Consider the following 17,474-nt stretch of genomic DNA (forward strand, 5'->3'; position numbering starts at 1 on the left):
GGCCACAGGCCCAGCGCCCAGCCCGCGGCCGCCACGGCCACGGCACCCGCCACGGCGCCCAGGCCCGTGGACGCCCAGCGCGGCAGCGGTGGCCGCGCGCTGCGCGCCGCGGCGGCCGATGCCGGTGCGTCGAACACTTCGCGCGCGGCGCGGTTGACGATGGCCCTGGTGACCTGGCGCGCCCCCGCCGCATAGGCGCCGAGCAGCGCCCGGTCGCACAGCAGGTTGATGCGCCGGGGCACGCCGTGGGAGAGCGCATGCACGCGCTGGATGGCGCGCCGCTCGAACGGGATCGGCCCGTTGAGCCCGGCCACGGCGAGGCGGTGCGCGATGTACTGCTGCGTCTCCTGCGGGGTCAGGGCGTCCAGGTGAAAGCGCGCGATCACGCGCTGGGCCAGCTGCTCCATCGAAGGCCGCGCCACCATGGCGCGCAGCTCGGGCTGGCCGATGAGAATGATCTGCAGCAGCTTGCGCTCGCTGGTCTCCAGGTTGGTGAGCAGGCGCAACTGCTCCAGCACGTCGGCCGCGAGGTTCTGTGCCTCGTCGATGATGAGCACGTTGTTGCGCCCCGAGGCGTGCGCGGCCAGCAGCGACGCGTTGAGCGGGTCGATGCAGTCCTTGACCGTCTCCACCCCCGGCACGGCCGGCTTGTGCGGCACGCCGAACTCGTCGCAGATGGAACGCAGCAGCTCGCCCACGGTGAGCTTGGGATTGAAGATGTAGGCCACGTTGCAGTTCGCCGGAATCTGCTCCAGGAAACAGCGGCACACCGTGGTCTTGCCCGTGCCCACCTCGCCGGTGAGCAGCACGAAGCCGCCGCCCGCATCCAGCCCATACAGGAGGTGCGCCAGCGCCTCGCGGTGCCGCTCGCTCATGAACAGGTAGCGCGGGTCCGGTGCTATGGAAAACGGGGGATGCTGAAGACCGAAAAACGGGGCGTACATGCCGTGAGGATACCGCCCCGCCATGAAACGCCCCCCGGCCGTACCCGGGCACAGCGCGGGGCCTGCCCGGACAGGGAGGCAGGGTTTCACCCACCGAGTAGTTTCCCGTAAATTGTCGTCGGCAAGACAAGATGGCGTCAAAGTGGGTCCTAGCATTGGACCCAACGCGCTGCCACAAGGCACCCAGCCGCGCCCCGGCAGCCCCCGGGCCGACACCTCTTACTTTTAGGAACCGGAATGAAGACCACGTTCCCGCAATTGCTGCTCAAGCATGCCGCCGAGCGCCCCGACGCGCCGGCGCTGCGCGAAAAAGAATACGGCATCTGGCAGACCCACAGCTGGGCCGACCTGGTGCGCCTGGTGGAACAGGTGGCGGCCGGCCTGCACCTGGCGGGCCTGCAGCGCCACGAGCACATGGTGGTGATCGGCGCCAACCGCCCCCGCCTGTATGCCACCATGCTCGCGGCGCAATCGCTGGGCGCCATTCCGGTGCCCCTGTACCAGGACGCCGTGGGCGCCGAATGCATCTTCCCCCTGAACAACGCCGAGGTGCGCTTTTGCCTGGTGGAAGACCAGGAACAGGTCGACAAGCTGCTCGAGATCCGCGCGCAGTGCCCGCAGATCTCGAACATCTTCTTTGACGATCCGCGCGGCCTGCGCAACTACGAGGAAGAAGGCCTCGCGTCGCTGGACTCGCTGATCGAGGCGGGCAAGGCGCATGCCGCCAGGAACCCCCAGTGGTTCCGCGCCGAGGTGGCCAAGGCCCAGCCCGACGATGTGGCGGCGATGTTCTTCACCTCGGGCACCACGGGCAACCCCAAGGGCGTGGTGCACACCCACAGCACGCTGCTGGACCGCGCATCCGCGGGCGCCGAGTTCGACAAGCTCACCAGCAGCGAAGAGGTGCTGGCCTACCTGCCCCCGGCCTGGATCGGCCAGAACATCTTCAGCTACGCGCAGTGGCTGGCCTGCGGCTACGTGGTGAACTGCCCCGAGTCGGCCAGCACCGTGACCATCGACCTGAAGGAAGTGGGCCCCACCTACTACTTCGCGCCACCACGCATCTTCGAAGGCCTGCTCACCAGCGTGATGATCCGCATGGAAGACGCGGGCACCCTCAAGCGCAAGATGTTCCAGGCCTGCATGGCCGTGGCCCAGCGCGTGGGCCCCGCGCTCATGGACGGCCTGCCGGTGGGCACGCTCGACCGCATCAAGTACGCCCTGGGCAACCTGCTGGTGTACGGCCCGCTGCGCAACAACCTGGGTTTCAGCCGCGTGCGCGTGGCCTACACGGCGGGCGAGGCCATCGGGCCCGACCTGTTCACCTTCTACCGCTCCATCGGCATCAACTTGAAGCAGCTGTACGGCTCCACCGAGACCGCCGTGTTCGTGTGCCTGCAGCCCGACAACCAGGCGCGCGCCGACACCGTGGGCGTGCCCATCCGCGGCGTGCAGATCAAGGTCGCCGACAACGGCGAGATCCTGGTCAAGTCCGCCGGCCTGCTCAAGGAGTACTACAAGAACCCCAAGGCCACGGCCGAGGTGCTCACGGCCGACGGCTGGTACCACACGAGCGACGCGGGCTTCCTCGACGCGCAAGGCCACTTGAAGATCATCGACCGCGTCAAGGACGTGGGCCGCATCAAGGGCGGCGCCAACGACGGCGCCATGTTCGCGCCCAAGTACGTGGAGAACAAGCTCAAGTTCTTCCCGCACATCAAGGAAGTCGTCGCCCTGGGCGACGGCCGCGAGAAGGTGTGCGTGATGGTCAACATCGACTTCGACGCCGTGGGCAACTGGGCCGAGCGCCGCAACCTGCCCTACGCGGGCTACACCGACCTGGCGCAAAAGCCCGACGTGTATGAGCTGATCCGCGAGTGCATCGAGAAGGTCAACGCCGACCTCGCCACCGATTCCATGCTGGCGGGCAGCCAGGTCAGCCGCTTCCTGGTGCTGCACAAGGAACTCGATGCCGACGACGGCGAGCTCACGCGCACCAACAAGGTCCGCCGCGGCTTCATCGCCGAGAAATACGGCGTGCTCGTGGACGCTCTCTACGCGGGCCGCACCGAGCAGTACATCGAGACCCAGGTCAAGTTCGAGGACGGCCGCACCGGCAGCGTGAGCGCCACCCTGAAGCTGTCGGACACCAAGACCTTCGCGCCGGTGAAAAAGGCCGCATGACCCCGCACCCCACCCATTGAGTCCAGGCATTCAATCCATGACCAAAAAGAAGATCGGTGACGTCATCCTCGACGTCAAGAACATCAGCCTGCGGTTTGGCGGTGTGAAGGCGCTGACGGACATCTCGTTCAACGTCAAGGAGCACGAGATCCGCGCCATCATCGGCCCCAACGGCGCGGGCAAGAGCTCCATGCTCAACTGCATCAACGGCGTGTACACGCCGCAGGACGGCTCCATCACCTTCCGCGGCAAGACCTTCTCGCACATGAACTCGCGCCAGGTGGCCGAGATGGGCGTGGCGCGCACGTTCCAGAACCTGGCGCTGTTCAAGGGCATGAGCGTGATCGACAACATCATGACCGGGCGCAACCTCAAGATCAAAAGCAACCTGCTGATGCAGGCGCTGCGCATCGGCCCGGCCGAGCGCGAGGAGATCCGCCACCGCGAATACGTCGAGCACATCATCGACTTCCTGGAAATCCAGGCCTTCCGCAAGACCCCCGTGGGCCAGCTGCCCTACGGCCTGCAAAAGCGCGTGGACCTGGGCCGGGCCCTGGCCATGGAGCCCCAGGTGCTGCTGCTCGACGAGCCCATGGCCGGCATGAACGTGGAAGAGAAGCAGGACATGTGCCGCTTCATCCTCGACGTGAACGACGAGTTCGGCACCACCATCGTGCTCATCGAGCACGACATGGGCGTGGTGATGGACATCAGCGACCGGGTGGTGGTGCTCGACTACGGCAAGAAGATCGGCGACGGCAGCCCCGACGAAGTGCGCAACAACGAAGACGTGATCAGTGCCTATCTGGGCACGAGCCACTAAGGGCGGGAGAAAAAAACAATGGCATTCTTTCTCGAAACACTGATCGGCGGCCTCATGGCCGGCATGCTGTATTCGCTGGTGGCGCTGGGCTTCGTGCTGATCTACAAGGCATCGGGCGTCTTCAACTTCGCGCAGGGCGCGATGGTGCTGTTCGCCGCGCTGGCCATGGCCCGCTTTGCCGAGTGGATTCCCAAGTGGACGGGCATCAGCAGCCCCATCGTGGCCAACCTCGCGGCCTTCGTGATCGCGGGCGCCATCATGTTCGTGGTGGCCTGGCTGATCGAGAAGCTGGTGCTGCGCCACCTGGTGAACCAGGAAGGCGCCACGCTGCTCATGGCCACGCTGGGCATCACCTACTTCATGGAAGGCCTGGGCCAGACGCTGTTTGGCAGCGACATCTACAAGATCGACGTGGGCATGCCCAAGGACCCGATCTTCATGCTGGACAGCCTCTTCCAGGGCGGCATCCTGGTGAACAAGGAAGACGTGATCGCCGCCGCCATCGCCGCCGCACTGGTGGCGCTGCTGTCGGTGTTCTTCCAGAAGACGTCCACCGGCCGCGCCCTGCGCGCCGTGGCGGACGACCACCAGGCCGCGCAATCCATCGGCATTCCGCTCAACCGCATCTGGGTGATCGTATGGTGCGTGGCCGGCGTCGTGGCCCTGGTGGCCGGGATGATCTGGGGCAGCAAGCTCGGGGTGCAGTTCTCGCTGACCACGGTGGCGCTGCGCGCGCTGCCGGTGGTGATCCTGGGGGGCCTCACGTCCGTGCCCGGCGCCATCATCGGTGGGCTGATCATCGGCGTGGGCGAGAAGCTGTCCGAGGTGTACCTGGGCCCGTTCGTGGGCGGGGGCATCGAGATCTGGTTCGCGTATGTGCTGGCGCTGGTGTTCCTTCTGTTCAGACCGCAAGGTTTGTTCGGGGAGAAGATCATCGACCGCGTGTAACCCATAACAACAAGAACAGGAGACTTCCATGCTCTACCGCGAAAACGGCCAGTTCAAGACCAGCTACCGCGCCGACCAGCAGATCTTCCCCATCGCGCAGGACCGCATCGCCATCGCGCTGCTGCTGGCCGTCGCCTTCCTGGTCGTGCCCATGCTGGCCAGCGACTACATCTTCCGCGCCATCCTGATTCCCTTCGTCATCATGGCGCTGGCGGCCCTGGGGGTGAACATCCTCGTGGGCTACTGCGGCCAGATCTCGCTGGGCTCGGGCGCGTTCATGGCGGTGGGGGCCTATGGCGCCTACAACTTCTTCGTGCGCTTTCCGGGCATGCCGCTGATTCCGGCGCTGATCCTGGGCGGCCTGTGCGCCACGTTCTTCGGCATCCTGTTCGGGCTGCCCAGCCTGCGCGTCAAGGGCCTGTACCTGGCGGTGGCCACCCTGGCCGCGCAGTTCTTCTCCGACTGGATGTTCCTGCGCATCAAGTGGTTCACCAACAACTCGGACTCGGGCTCGGTCTCGGTGAACAACCTGCAGGTCTTCGGCCTGCCCATCGAGAGCGCCACCAGCAAGTACCTGTTCTGCCTGGCCCTGCTGGTCGTCGTGGCCCTGCTGGCCAAGAACCTGGTGCGCGGCGCCATCGGCCGCGAATGGATGGCCATCCGCGACATGGACGTGGCGGCGGCCGTGATCGGCATCCGCCCCATGTACGCCAAGCTCAGCGCCTTCGCCGTGAGTTCCTTCATCGTGGGCATGGCCGGCGCGCTGTGGGCCTTCGTGCACCTGGGCGCGTGGGAGCCCGCGGCCTTCTCGGTGGAAATCTCGTTCCGCCTCCTGTTCATGGTGATCATCGGCGGCCTGGGCTCCATCTCCGGGGGGTTCTTTGGCGCCGCCTTCATCGTGGTGCTGCCCATCGTGCTCAACCAGTTCCTGCCAGCCTTCATGGGCCTGTTCGGCATCGAGGTGTCCACCGCCGGTGTCTCGCACGCCGAGCTGATGATCTTCGGCGCGCTGATCGTTTGGTTCCTGATCGTGGAGCCGCATGGCCTGGCCAAGCTGTGGTCCACCGCCAAGCAGAAGCTGCGCCTGTGGCCCTTCCCGCATTGATTGATATGCACCCCCCGAGTCGCTTCGCGCCTTCCCCCTCTCCTTCGGGAGGGGGACGCCACCGGTGGCCTGGCAAAGCCAGTTCCACGGTGGCGCTGGCCTCGTGCATGCCAGTGCAAAGCTCGCAGCCCTTGAATCCGTCGGTTTCTTCCCCGTGCTTCAACACATTCATCCAAAGGAGACATCCATGAAGCTTTCGAAACTCGTGATCGCCGCTGCCGTGGTCGCCGCCGGTGCGTCGACCATCACCACCAGTGCCTTCGCACAAGCCAAGGAGCAGTTCTTCCCGCTGCTGTCGTACCGCACCGGCCCCTACGCGCCCAACGGCGTGCCATGGGCCAACGGCAAGCAGGACTACATCAAGATGATCAACGCCCGCGACGGCGGCATCAACGGCGTGAAGCTCACCTTTGAAGAATGCGAAACCGGCTACGCCACCGACCGTGGCGTGGAGTGCTACGAGCGCCTGAAGGGGCGCCCCGGCGTGTCGCTGTTCGACCCGCAGGCCACCGGCATCACCTTCGCGCTGACCGAGAAGGCCCCCGTGGACAAGATCCCGCTGATGACGCTGGGCTACGGCCTGTCGGTGGCGCAGGACGGCCAGGCGTTCAAATGGAACTTCCCCTTCATGGGCAGCTACTGGACCGGCGCCGACATCCTGATCCAGCACATCGGCAAGGCCGCGGGCGGCATGGACAAGCTCAAGGGCAAGAAGATCGCCCTGGTGTACCACGACAGCCCGTTCGGCAAGGAGCCGATCCCGCTGCTGCAGGAACGCTCCAAGATGCATGGCTTCGAGCTGCAGATGCTGCCCGTGACCGCGCCCGGCGTGGAGCAGAAAGCCACCTGGCTGCAGGTGCGCCAGAGCCGCCCCGACTACGTGCTGCTGTGGGGCTGGGGCGTGATGAACTCCACCGCCCTCAAGGAGGCCCAGGCCACCGGCTATCCGCGCGACAAGATGTATGGCGTGTGGTGGGCTGGCGCCGAGCCGGACGTGCGTGACGTGGGCGAAGGCGCCAAGGGCTACAACGCGCTGGCCTTGAACACCTCGGGCCAGCAGCCCAAGGTGATCCAGGACATCCTGAAGAACGTGCACGACAAGGGCCAGGGCACGGGACCCAAGGACGAAGTGGGCTCGGTGCTGTACACCCGCGGCGTGATCATCCAGATGCTGGCCGTGGAATCGGTGCGCCGCGCGCAGGAGCGTTTCGGCAAGGGCAAGGTCATGACCGGCGAGCAGGTGCGCTGGGGCATGGAGAACCTGGCCCTGGACCAGAAGAAGCTCGACGCCATGGGCTTTGGCGGCGTGATGCGCCCCCTGTCCACGAGCTGCGCCGACCACATGGGCTCCACCTGGGCCCGCGTGCACACCTGGGATGGCGCCAAGTGGAACTTCTCGTCCGACTGGTACCAGGCCGATGAGCAGATCCTCAAGCCCATGATCAAGGCGGGCGCCGACAAGTACCTGGCCGACAAGAAGATGACGCGCCGGGATGCGGCGGACTGCCAGTCTTGATTCGGACCATCACCCTGAGGCGCTGACGCGCCTTCCCCCTTCTCTCTTGGCGCTTCGCGCTGCGGGAAGGGGGACGCCACCAGCGCGGCGGGGCGGCCCTTGCGCGGTGGCCCTGGCCTGGGCAGCGACCGTTTCAAGGGCCAGTGAACAGCGGTTGCCTCTTTGGCAGCCGCCAATCCAAAGGGTTGTGCAGCAGCTTTTTGGATTGGCACAGGAAGGCAAGACCATGGACTCCAACAGCAACATCGTTCTCAACGTCAACGGCATCGAGGTCATCTACAACCACGTGATCCTCGTGCTCAAGGGCGTCTCGCTGCAGGTGCGCGAAGGCAGCATCGTGGCCATCCTGGGGGGCAACGGGGCGGGCAAGACAACCACGCTGCGCGCCATCTCCAATTTGCTCAAGGGCGAACGCGGCGAGGTCACCAAGGGCAGCATCGAGCTGCGTGGCGAGCGCATCGAGAACCTCTCGCCCGCCGACCTGGTGCAGCGCGGCGTGGTGCAGGTGATGGAGGGGCGCCACTGCTTCGCCCACCTGACGATCGAAGAGAACCTGATGACGGGCAGCTACACCCGTACCAGCAAGGCCGAGATCGCGGCCAACCTGGAGAAGGTCTACAACTACTTTCCGCGCCTGAAGACGCGCCGCACCTCGCAGGCGGCGTACACGTCGGGCGGCGAGCAGCAGATGTGCGCCATCGGCCGCGCGCTCATGGCCAACCCCAGCATGGTGCTGCTCGACGAGCCCTCCATGGGCCTGGCACCGCAGATCGTGGAAGAGGTGTTCAACATCGTCAAGGACCTGAACACCAAGGAAAAGGTCACCTTCCTGCTGGCCGAGCAGAACACCAACATGGCGCTCAAGTACTCGGACTACGGCTACATCATGGAAAGCGGCCGCGTGGTGATGGACGGCGCCGCCAGCGACCTGGCCAGCAACGAGGACGTCAAGGAGTTCTACCTGGGCGTGGGCGGCGGCGAGCGCAAGAGCTTCAAGGATGTGAAGAGCTACAAGCGGCGCAAGCGCTGGCTGGCTTGACGTGCCCCCTGAGGCGCTGCGCGCCTTCCCCTCAAGGGGGACGCACCCGGCGGCCTGGCGAAGCCAGTTCCGCGGGTGCGTTGGCGGGAGCCGCGCACTTTCTGAGACCACGGACGAATCCACTCCCAAATTCATAGCTGATTGCGATTGATGGACAAGCGCTAGAGGCCAATTTCACTTCAAACCACTTCACAAGGAACACCAGGCATGAGCACGTTCTATGACGCCCTGGAAACCCGCAGCCCCGCAGAGCGCGAAGCGGCCCTGATGGCCGCGCTGCCGCGGCAGATCGCCCATGCCCAGCAGGCATCGCCCGCGTTTGCCGGCATCCTGGCGGGCGTGGATGCCGCCGCCGTCACCAGCCGCGCTGCGCTGGCGCAGCTGCCCGTCACGCGCAAGTACGAGCTGCTGGAGCGCCAGCAGGCGGGCCGCGCCGCCAACGTGTTCGGCGGGTTCAGCGCGCTGGGCTTTGGCCCCGGCATGACCCGCGTATTCGCCAGCCCCGGCACCATCTACGAGCCCGAGGGCACGCGCCGCGACTACTGGCGCATGGCGCGGGCCATCCATGCCGTGGGTTTTCGCAGCGGCGAGCTGATCCACAACAGCTTCAGCTACCACTTCGTGCCCGCGGGCTCGATGATGGAAACCGGCGCCCATGCGCTGGGCTGCACCGTGTTTCCGGGCGGCACGGGGCAGACCGAGCAGCAGGTGCAGGCCATGGCCGAATTGCGGCCAGCGGGCTACATCGGCACCCCCAGCTTCCTCAAGATCATTGTCGAGAAGGCCGCGGAGATGGGCATCGCGCTGCCCAGCGTGACCAAGGCGCTGGTCTCGGGCGAGGCGTTCCCCCCCTCGCTGCGCGACTGGTTCGCCGAGCGCGGCATCAGCGGCTACCAGTGCTACGCCACGGCCGACCTGGGGCTGATCGCCTACGAGACCAGCGCGCGCGAGGGCCTGGTGCTCGATGAAGGCGTGATCGTGGAGATCGTGCGCCCCGGCACCGGCGACCCCGTGCCCGAGGGCGAGGTGGGCGAGCTGGTCGTCACCACGCTCAACCCCGACTACCCGCTGATCCGCTTTGGCACCGGCGACCTGTCGGCCGTGCTGCCCGGCGACTGCCCCACGGGCCGGACCAACACCCGCATCAAGGGCTGGATGGGCCGCGCCGACCAGACCACCAAGGTGCGCGGCATGTTCGTGCACCCCGGCCAGGTGGCCACCATCGCGCGGCGCTTTCCGCAGGTGCTGCGCGCGCGGCTGGTGGTCAGCGGCGAGATGGCCAACGACCAGATGGTGCTGCAGGTGGAGACCAGCGAAACCGCCGAGGGCCTGGCGCGCCAGCTGGGCGACGCCATCCGCGAGGTGACCAAGCTGCGCGGCGATGTGCAGATGGTGGCCCCGGGCACCCTGCCCAACGACGGCAAGGTGATCGAGGACGCGCGAAGTTACAAGTAGCCCCCTGCGTCGCCTTCGGCGCCTTCCCCCGAGGGGACGGCCCCCTCGCTGCGGGGCGGCCCTTGCTCGGCGCCTCCCGCCTGGCCTGCGCCGGTATCGAGCGCAGAGGACTGAAGCGGTGCGGTGCAAGCGTGCAGGCAGACAGACAGGCACCCGGTCACTGGACCACCGGCAGTTTGCGGCAACGCAAGAAATGCCCACTTGGCACGGCGGGGCACCGCAGTGTTTACCCTAATCAATACTCCTTTTTTTATAGCATTTAGCGCTTTATTGACGGGCGCTGCAGGCCTTTTTCACTTAAAGCCCCTGCCCCGGGCGGGCTACGTAATATCCGCAATGTTCCCGTAAACCCCCCTCGCTATCATGGCCCGTCATTCACAGGAGAGACCATGAAAAAGATGCTGAAACTCGCACTGATCGCTGCCGCCGCAGCCACCGCTTTCGGCGCCAGCGCCCAGGAGTTCCCCGCCAAGGACAAGACGATCACGATCGTGGTCCCCTACGCCGCGGGCGGCCCCACCGACCGCGTGGCGCGCGACCTGGCCGAAGCCATCCGCAAGCCCCTGGGCGGCATCAGCGTGGTGGTGGACAACTCCGCCGGCGCGGGCAGCACCATCGGCTCCGCCAAGGTGGCGCGGGCCGCACCCGATGGCTACACCCTGCTGCTGAACCACGTGAGCATGGCCACCATGCCCACCATGTACCGCAAGCTGGCCTTCAACGTGGCCAATGACTTCGAGTACCTGGGCATCATCAACGACGTGCCCATGACGCTCATCGCGCGTCCCTCGATGCCCGCGAACAACTACAAGGAACTGGCTGGCTGGCTGCAGCAGAACAAGGGCAAGATCAACCTGGGCAATGCAGGCCAGGGCTCGGCCTCGCACCTGTGCGGCCTGATCTTCCAGAGCGCCGTGCAGGTCGACATGACGGCTGTGCCCTACAAGGGCACCGCGCCCGCCATCACCGACCTGATCGGCGGCCAGATCGACCTGCTGTGCGACCAGACGACCAACACCACCTCGCAGATCGAGGCCAAGAAGGTCAAGGCCTACGCCGTGACCACCTCCAAGCGCCTGACGACGCCCGCCCTCAAGGACCTGCCCACGCTGGCCGAATCCGGCGTGAAGGACTTCAACGTGACCATCTGGCACGGCCTGTACGCGCCCAAGGGCACGCCCGCACCGGTGCTGACCAAGATCAACGAAGCCCTCAAGGTGGCCCTGAAGGACCCTGAGTTCATCAAGAAGCAGGAAGGCCTGGGCGCCGTGGTGGCCACCGACAAGCGCGTCGAACCCGCCGAGCACAAGAAGTTCGTGCTGTCCGAAACCGAGAAATTCGGCGCCGCCATCAAGGCCGCGGGCTCCTACGCGGACTGATCGGCACCTGCGCCCCCAGCCCGCGACCCTGCGGGCTGCGGTGCTCAGGATTGCTTGAAGGATTGAAGGAAGCAGGCAAGCCACCACGCCCCCCGGGGCCTGGTGGCTTTTTTCCTGCCCGCGCCGCCACGGGCCGCCGCACGCCGCCGCGCTCCGGGTAATCCATGTGAACCCCGGCATGCCGGCCCGCGTAAAAAGGGGACCACCGTGGCATTCTCTTGCCGGCAGATCCTCCCTCACAACGAAAGCCCGCCCATGGCGCAACATCGACAAGCCCACCACCACCTTGCGCGCAGCACCTCCCAGCCCCGCGCCCCGGCGCGCAGCCGCCGCGAGGCCCTGGCGTTCGCATTCACCCTGAGCGCGCTGGGCGCCATGGCCATCGCGGCGGCCGCCACCCTGCTCGCGCCGGGCTCCGCCCACGCCCAGGCCACGCCCGCCGCGGGGGGCTGGCCCACCAAGCCCGTGCGCATCGTCGTGCCCTTCGCGCCCGGCGGCACCACCGACATCCTGGCCCGCGCAATGGCCCCCGAACTCTCGCGCGCGTTCGGCCAGCAGTTCATCGTGGACAACCGCGCGGGCGCGGGCGGCAACGTGGGCGCCGAGATCGTGGCGAAATCCCCCGGCGACGGCTACACCCTGCTCATGGGCACCGTGGGCACGCACGGCATCAACCGCGCGCTGTACGCCAAGCTGCCGTACGACCCCATCAAGGACTTCGTGCCCATCACCCTGGTGGCCGCCGTGCCCAACGTGATGGTGATGAATGCCGACAAGGCCAAGGCCCAGGGCATCCACAACGTGCAGGACTTCATCCGCGTGGCCAAGGCCAGCCCCGGTAAGATGAACATGGCCTCCAGCGGCAACGGCACGTCCATCCACCTGGCGGGCGAGCTGTTCAAGAGCATGACGGGCACCTTCATGCTGCACCTGCCCTACCGCGGCTCGGGCCCGGCCCTCATGGACATGGTGGCGGGCAATGCGGACGTGATGTTCGACAACCTGCCCTCGTCCATGGCGCAGATCAAGGCGGGCAAGCTCACGGCGCTGGCCGTGACAAGCTCGGAGCGCTCCAGCGCGCTGCCCGACGTGCCCACGGTGGAGCAGGCGGGCGGCCCCGCGCTCAAGGGCTACGAGGCCAGTTCCTGGTTCGGCCTGCTGGCTCCCGCGGGCACGCCCCCCGACATCGTCCACCGCATCCAGCAGGAAGTCGCCAGGTCGCTGGCCACGCCCGCGATGAAGGAACGGCTCGTGGCGCAGGGCGCGATCCCGGGCGGCAATACGCCGGCGGACTTCGCCAGGCACATCGACAGCGAGCACAAGAAGTGGGCGCAGGTGGTGAAGACCTCGGGAGCGAAGGTCGACTGACCCACCACGCCGGCGGCAGGCCCCCGGCGCAGCCGCCTGCCGGTCAAGTCACGGTGGCGCCGAGGGGGGCGCGGCCAGCAAGCGCTTCTCGCCCTGGGCGAACGAGGCCCGCTGGATCCGCCCCTGGGCCACCTCGTAGACGCAGAGCATCTCCAGGGTGCCCAGCCCCTCCGGGAAATTGCGCGTGATCAGTTCGAGGTCCACCACCACGCCGCCCATCACCGTGCGCGACACCAGCCGCGCATGCAGGTCGGGCTCGGCAAAACGCGCCAGAAAGCGCGGCCGCATTTCAGCATGCCCGTGCGCGAGCCGTTCTCCATGGAGCACATGCTGCTGCGCATCGGCGGCGTAAGTGGCCAGCAGGGCCTCGATGTCCCTGGCGTTGTAGGCATCGAGTTGCGCCTGCACGACGGCCAGCGGCGAAGGGTCGTGGATCATGATGGATGGTGAAACAAGGAAAGCGCAGGAGGGCATGGCACCCGGCCCGCACAGGGGCCCGGCAGGGCGGACAGCGGGAGCCCGCTCTGGCGCGCCGCCACTCCCGCGCGGCCACGCCGCCATTCATGCGGTGCTACACGCCCCAGACCACGTCCACGTCCGCCGCCGCGCTGCGCTTGAGCATCTCGATGAACGGCGCCACCCGCTGGCGCAGGCGCACCGTGTCGGCGCGCTCCTCGGCCACGGCATCGTCGCTGGCGTCCTCGGGCGGGGGCAGCGTTTCCTCCGCCGCCACGGCGGCCTCGAGCGCCGCGATGGCACCCGGGATCTGCGCCGCCGTCACGATGCCGCTCGCACCGGGTGTCTTGCCCATGATGGTCACGATCTGCCGCCCTTGCGGCTCCAGCATGATCAGATCGGCGGCAGCGCGGGACTTGAATTTGTAGAGCATGGTGAAACGTATTCCTCGGTAGGGCTTGAAGCGGCCGGCAAACCCGGCACGGCGATGGTGGACAGGCGTTTGCGGGCCGCTCCGGTTCAGCGGTTGTACATGTAGTCGCGCGTGAACGGATAGTCCGATTGTGCGCCGGCCAGGGCCCCGGCCGCCATCTGGCCGTCGGGCTTCGTGGCCAGCATCTGGTGCAGCGCCATCCAGCCGCGCTCGAACCCCAGCGCGCTGCCCGCCAGGTAGAGGCGGTAGGCACGCAGCACCTTGTCGCCCTGCTCGGCGCCGGACTGCGCGGCCAGCACCTCGCGCGCCGCGGGCAGGCGGGCCTCCAGCCCGTCGGACCACGCCCACAGGGTGCGCGCGTAGTGGGGGCGCAGGTTCTCGGTGTCCACCATTTCCAGGCCCGCCCGGGCCATGTCGTGCAGCACGGCGCTCACGTGGATCAGCTCCCCCCCGGGGAAGATGTACTGCTCGATGAAGTCGCCCATGCCCGCGCCGAGCTGCGCGTTGTCCACCGCGCCCGCCGTGATGCCGTGGTTCATCAGCAGGCCCCCCGGGCGCAGCAGCCGGGCCACGGTGGCGAAGTAGCGTTCCATCTGCGCGCGGCCCACATGCTCGAACATGCCCACGGACGCCACCTTGTCGAAGGGCCGGTCCGCCTGCAGCTCGCGGTAGTCGCACAGCTGCATCCGCACACGGCCCTGCAGCCCCCGCGCCTCGATGAGCTGCTGCACATGCGCGTGCTGGTTGCGCGACAGCGTGATGCCCGTGGCATCCACGCCGTAGTGCTCCGCGGCCCACAGCAGCAGGCCGCCCCAGCCGGCGCCGATGTCCAGGAACCGCTCGCCGGGCGCCAGGCGCAGCTTGCGGCAGATGTGGTCCAGCTTGGCCTCCTGGGCCTGGGCCAGCGACATGCCCGCATCCCGGAAATAGGCGCACGAATAGACGCGCCGCGGGTCGAGCCAGAGCGCGTAGAAGTCGTCCGAGAGGTCATAGTGGAACTGCACCTGGCGGGCATCGCGGGCCACCGTGTGCGCCGCCATGGACCGTGCCCGCGCCAGCACCCGGCGCCACCAGCCGCTGTGCTGCTCGCGGGCCGGGTCGCGGGTGAGCAGGCCCGCCGCGGCGGCCATCAGGTCGCGCATGCCGCCCTCCAGCGCCACGCGGCCCTCGACGATGGCCGCGCCCACGTTGCCGATCTCGCCCATCGCCAGGGCCACCAGCGCCATGCGGTCGCGAAACCGCAGCGTGACGGCGGGCTCGGACGCGCCCAGCTGCTGCCCGGCGGGCAGCTGGACGGCCATGGGCACTGGCAACGCAGCCAGCCGCCCCTCCAGGGTGTGCAGCAAGTGCTTCATGCCGCCTATTTTTGAATGGGTGCTGCACTGCGTCAACACCTCCCCCGCAAGCCCCGCCGGGAAGGCCCCATTGACAGTATTTTGTTTAGGTCTAAACTATTTTCACATGAACATCCTCTGCATTGGCGGCGGGCCCGCAGGCCTCTATTTCGCACTGCTCATGAAGCAGCAAAACCCTGCCCACCGGGTCACGGTGGTGGAACGCAACCGGCCATTCGACACCTTTGGCTGGGGCGTGGTGCTGTCGGACCAGACGCTCGAGAACCTGCGCGCGGCCGACGGGCCGACGGCCGCGCTGATCGGCGATGCGTTCAACCACTGGGACGACATCGAGGTGTTTTTCAAGGGCCGCAGCGTGCGCTCTTCGGGCCACGGTTTTTGCGGCATCGGGCGCAAGCGCCTGCTCAACATCCTGCAGGACCGGTGCCTGGCCGTGGGCGTGGAGCTGGTGTTCGAGACCGACGTGGCCGACGACCAGGCCTTGGCCGCGCAGCACGACGCCGACCTGGTCATCGCCAGCGACGGTCTCAACAGCCGCATCCGCACCCGCTACGCCGCCACCTACCAGCCCGACATCGACCTGCGTGAGTGCCGATTTGTCTGGCTTGGCACTCACAAAAAACTCGATGCTTTTACGTTTGCTTTCGAGCAGACCGAGCACGGCTGGTTCCAGGCGCACGCCTACCAGTTCGACGCCGACACCTCCACCTTCATCATCGAGACACCCGAGGCCGTGTGGAAGGCGCACGGTCTCGACCAGATGGAGCAGCCCGAGGCGATTGCATTCTGCGAAAAGCTGTTTGCCAAATACCTGGACGGCAACGCGCTCATCAGCAATGCCACGCACCTGCGCGGCTCGGCCAACTGGATCCGCTTTCCGCGCGTGATCTGCAACACCTGGGTGCACCGCGAGACCATCGGCGGCAAGCGCGTGCCCATCGTGCTGATGGGCGACGCGGCGCACACCGCGCATTTCTCCATCGGCAGCGGCACCAAGCTCGCGCTGGAAGACGCGATTGACCTGGCGAACGAATTTTCGACGGGCCTGCCTATCGATGAGGTGCTCACCCACTACGAGGCGCGCCGCAGCGTCGAGGTGCTCAAGATCCAGAACGCCGCGCGCAACTCCACCGAGTGGTTCGAGAACGTGGGCCGCTACACCGGCATGGAGGTGGAGCAGTTCGCGTATTCGCTGCTCACGCGCAGCCAGCGCATCAGCCACGAGAACCTGCGGCTGCGCGATGCAGCATGGCTGGAGGGCTACGAGGCGTGGTTGGCAGGCGGCAAAGCTGCTATTCCCCCCATGCTCACACCGTTCACGCTCAACGGCCTCACGCTCAAGAACCGCATCGTCGTCTCGCCCATGGCCACCTACAGCGCGGTCGATGGCGTGCCGCAGGACTTCCACCTGGTGCACCTGGGCGCGCGCGCACTCGGCGGCGCGGCGCTGGTGATGGTGGAGATGACCAGCCCCACGCCCGAGGGCCGCATCACCCCCGCCTGCACCGGGCTGTGGAACGACGCGCAGCAGGCCGCGTTCACGCGCATCGTGCACTTCGTGCACGGCAGCAGCACCGCCAAGATCGGCCTGCAGCTGGGCCACAGTGGCCCCAAGGGCTCCACGCGCGTGGGCTGGGAGGGCACGGACGAGCCGCTGCCCCACGGCAACTGGCCGCTGCTGGCGGCCAGCGCGCTGGCCTACGGCGAGCAGAACCAGGCGCCCGCTGCCATGACCCGCGCCGACATGGACCGGATGACCGCCGCCTTCGTGGACAGCGCCCGCCGCGCCGTGGCCTGCGGCTTCGACTGGCTGGAGCTGCACTGCGCGCACGGCTACCTGCTGGCGAGCTTCATCAGCCCCATCACCAACCAGCGCACGGATGAGTACGGCGGTAGCCTGCAGGGCCGCTGCCGCTACCCGCTCGAAGTGTTCGCCGCCGTGCGCGCCGTGTGGCCGGCCGACAAACCCATGAGCGTGCGCATCTCGGCCCACGACTGGGCGCCGGGCGGCACCACGCCGGACGACGCGGTGGAGATCGCGCGCCTGTTCCAGGCGGCCGGCGCCGACCTGATCGACGTGTCGTCCGGCCAGACCACACGCGCCGCCAGGCCGGTGTACGGCCGCATGTACCAGACCCCGTTCGCCGACCGCATCCGCAACGAGGTGGGCATCGCCACCATGGCCGTGGGCGCGATCACCGAGGCCGACCACGCCAACAGCATCATTGCCGCAGGCCGTGCGGACCTGTGCGCCATTGCCCGCCCGCACCTGGCCGACCCGGCCTGGACGCTGCACGCGGCCGCGCAGCTGAGCCCCGTGGCGGCCGCGCACACCGACTGGCCCGTGCAGTACGCCAGCGGCCGCGACCAGATGCTGCGCGAGATTTCCAAGCAAAAACAGCTTGCAGCGCTTGCCAATCAAGCGCAGGCAGCTACCAAAAGCAGAGCACCCGAGGAAGAAGGCTAGCC

Annotated in this window: 14 protein-coding genes; 10 read left to right on the forward strand and 4 right to left on the reverse strand. The window is 67.3% G+C overall.

Going from position 1 to position 17,474, the window contains the following annotated elements:
• A partial coding sequence (locus tag AC07PV_RS07640; protein WP_218366913.1) for an ExeA family protein occupies nt 1–944 on the reverse strand: 944 nt, incomplete at its 3' end.
• A gap of 237 nt (nt 945–1,181) precedes the next feature.
• Here AC07PV_RS07640 and AC07PV_RS07645 point away from each other — a divergent pair.
• From AC07PV_RS07645 to AC07PV_RS07685, 9 genes are all read left to right on the forward strand, one after another.
• A complete protein-coding gene (locus AC07PV_RS07645) occupies nt 1,182–3,128 on the forward strand; it encodes an AMP-dependent synthetase/ligase (protein ID WP_494629865.1) in 1,947 nt (648 codons plus the stop codon).
• A 37-nt stretch (nt 3,129–3,165) separates the two neighbouring features.
• Nucleotides 3,166–3,951 carry an ABC transporter ATP-binding protein gene (locus AC07PV_RS07650; RefSeq protein ID WP_055400027.1) on the forward strand — a complete coding sequence of 262 codons (786 nt, stop codon included), beginning with the start codon at nt 3,166–3,168 and terminating at the stop codon, nt 3,949–3,951.
• Between the two features lie 18 nt (nt 3,952–3,969).
• Nucleotides 3,970–4,899, forward strand: coding sequence for a branched-chain amino acid ABC transporter permease (locus tag AC07PV_RS07655; protein ID WP_218297233.1), 930 nt, complete (start codon nt 3,970–3,972; stop codon nt 4,897–4,899).
• Between the two features lie 28 nt (nt 4,900–4,927).
• Complete coding sequence (locus AC07PV_RS07660; RefSeq protein ID WP_218297234.1) at nt 4,928–6,004, forward strand: branched-chain amino acid ABC transporter permease; 1,077 nt, start codon at nt 4,928–4,930, stop codon at nt 6,002–6,004.
• A gap of 187 nt (nt 6,005–6,191) precedes the next feature.
• Entirely contained in the window at nt 6,192–7,520 is a 1,329-nt protein-coding gene (locus AC07PV_RS07665) for an ABC transporter substrate-binding protein (protein WP_218297235.1), read from the forward strand.
• A 226-nt stretch (nt 7,521–7,746) separates the two neighbouring features.
• Nucleotides 7,747–8,559, forward strand: coding sequence for an ABC transporter ATP-binding protein (locus AC07PV_RS07670; protein ID WP_218297236.1), 813 nt, complete (start codon nt 7,747–7,749; stop codon nt 8,557–8,559).
• Nucleotides 8,560–8,766: 207 nt separating this feature from the next.
• On the forward strand, nt 8,767–10,014 hold the full coding sequence (locus tag AC07PV_RS07675) for a phenylacetate--CoA ligase family protein (protein ID WP_218297237.1): 1,248 nt from the start codon (nt 8,767–8,769) through the stop codon (nt 10,012–10,014).
• Nucleotides 10,015–10,403: 389 nt separating this feature from the next.
• Nucleotides 10,404–11,393, forward strand: a complete 990-nt coding sequence (locus AC07PV_RS07680) for a tripartite tricarboxylate transporter substrate-binding protein (protein WP_218297238.1) — start codon at nt 10,404–10,406, stop codon at nt 11,391–11,393.
• A gap of 375 nt (nt 11,394–11,768) precedes the next feature.
• A complete protein-coding gene (locus tag AC07PV_RS07685) occupies nt 11,769–12,761 on the forward strand; it encodes a Bug family tripartite tricarboxylate transporter substrate binding protein (RefSeq protein ID WP_218297390.1) in 993 nt (330 codons plus the stop codon).
• Nucleotides 12,762–12,809: 48 nt separating this feature from the next.
• Here the strand turns inward: AC07PV_RS07685 and AC07PV_RS07690 are convergent, their stop codons facing one another.
• The 3 genes from AC07PV_RS07690 to AC07PV_RS07700 form a co-directional block, all read right to left on the reverse strand.
• Nucleotides 12,810–13,199, reverse strand: coding sequence for a nuclear transport factor 2 family protein (locus AC07PV_RS07690; protein WP_494629866.1), 390 nt, complete (start codon nt 13,197–13,199; stop codon nt 12,810–12,812).
• Nucleotides 13,200–13,332: 133 nt separating this feature from the next.
• A complete protein-coding gene (locus AC07PV_RS07695) occupies nt 13,333–13,650 on the reverse strand; it encodes a DUF1840 domain-containing protein (protein ID WP_218297239.1) in 318 nt (105 codons plus the stop codon).
• Nucleotides 13,651–13,736: 86 nt separating this feature from the next.
• Complete coding sequence (locus tag AC07PV_RS07700; protein ID WP_218297240.1) at nt 13,737–15,005, reverse strand: class I SAM-dependent methyltransferase; 1,269 nt, start codon at nt 15,003–15,005, stop codon at nt 13,737–13,739.
• Nucleotides 15,006–15,111: 106 nt separating this feature from the next.
• Between AC07PV_RS07700 and AC07PV_RS07705 the strand changes: the two genes are divergently transcribed.
• The gene (locus AC07PV_RS07705) at nt 15,112–17,472 is read left to right on the forward strand and encodes a bifunctional salicylyl-CoA 5-hydroxylase/oxidoreductase (RefSeq protein WP_494629868.1); all 2,361 of its coding nucleotides are present in this window, start codon (nt 15,112–15,114) and stop codon (nt 17,470–17,472) included.
• Nucleotides 17,473–17,474 lie beyond the last annotated feature (2 nt).

It is taken from the genome of Acidovorax sp. GW821-FHT09A11, assembly GCF_059418365.1.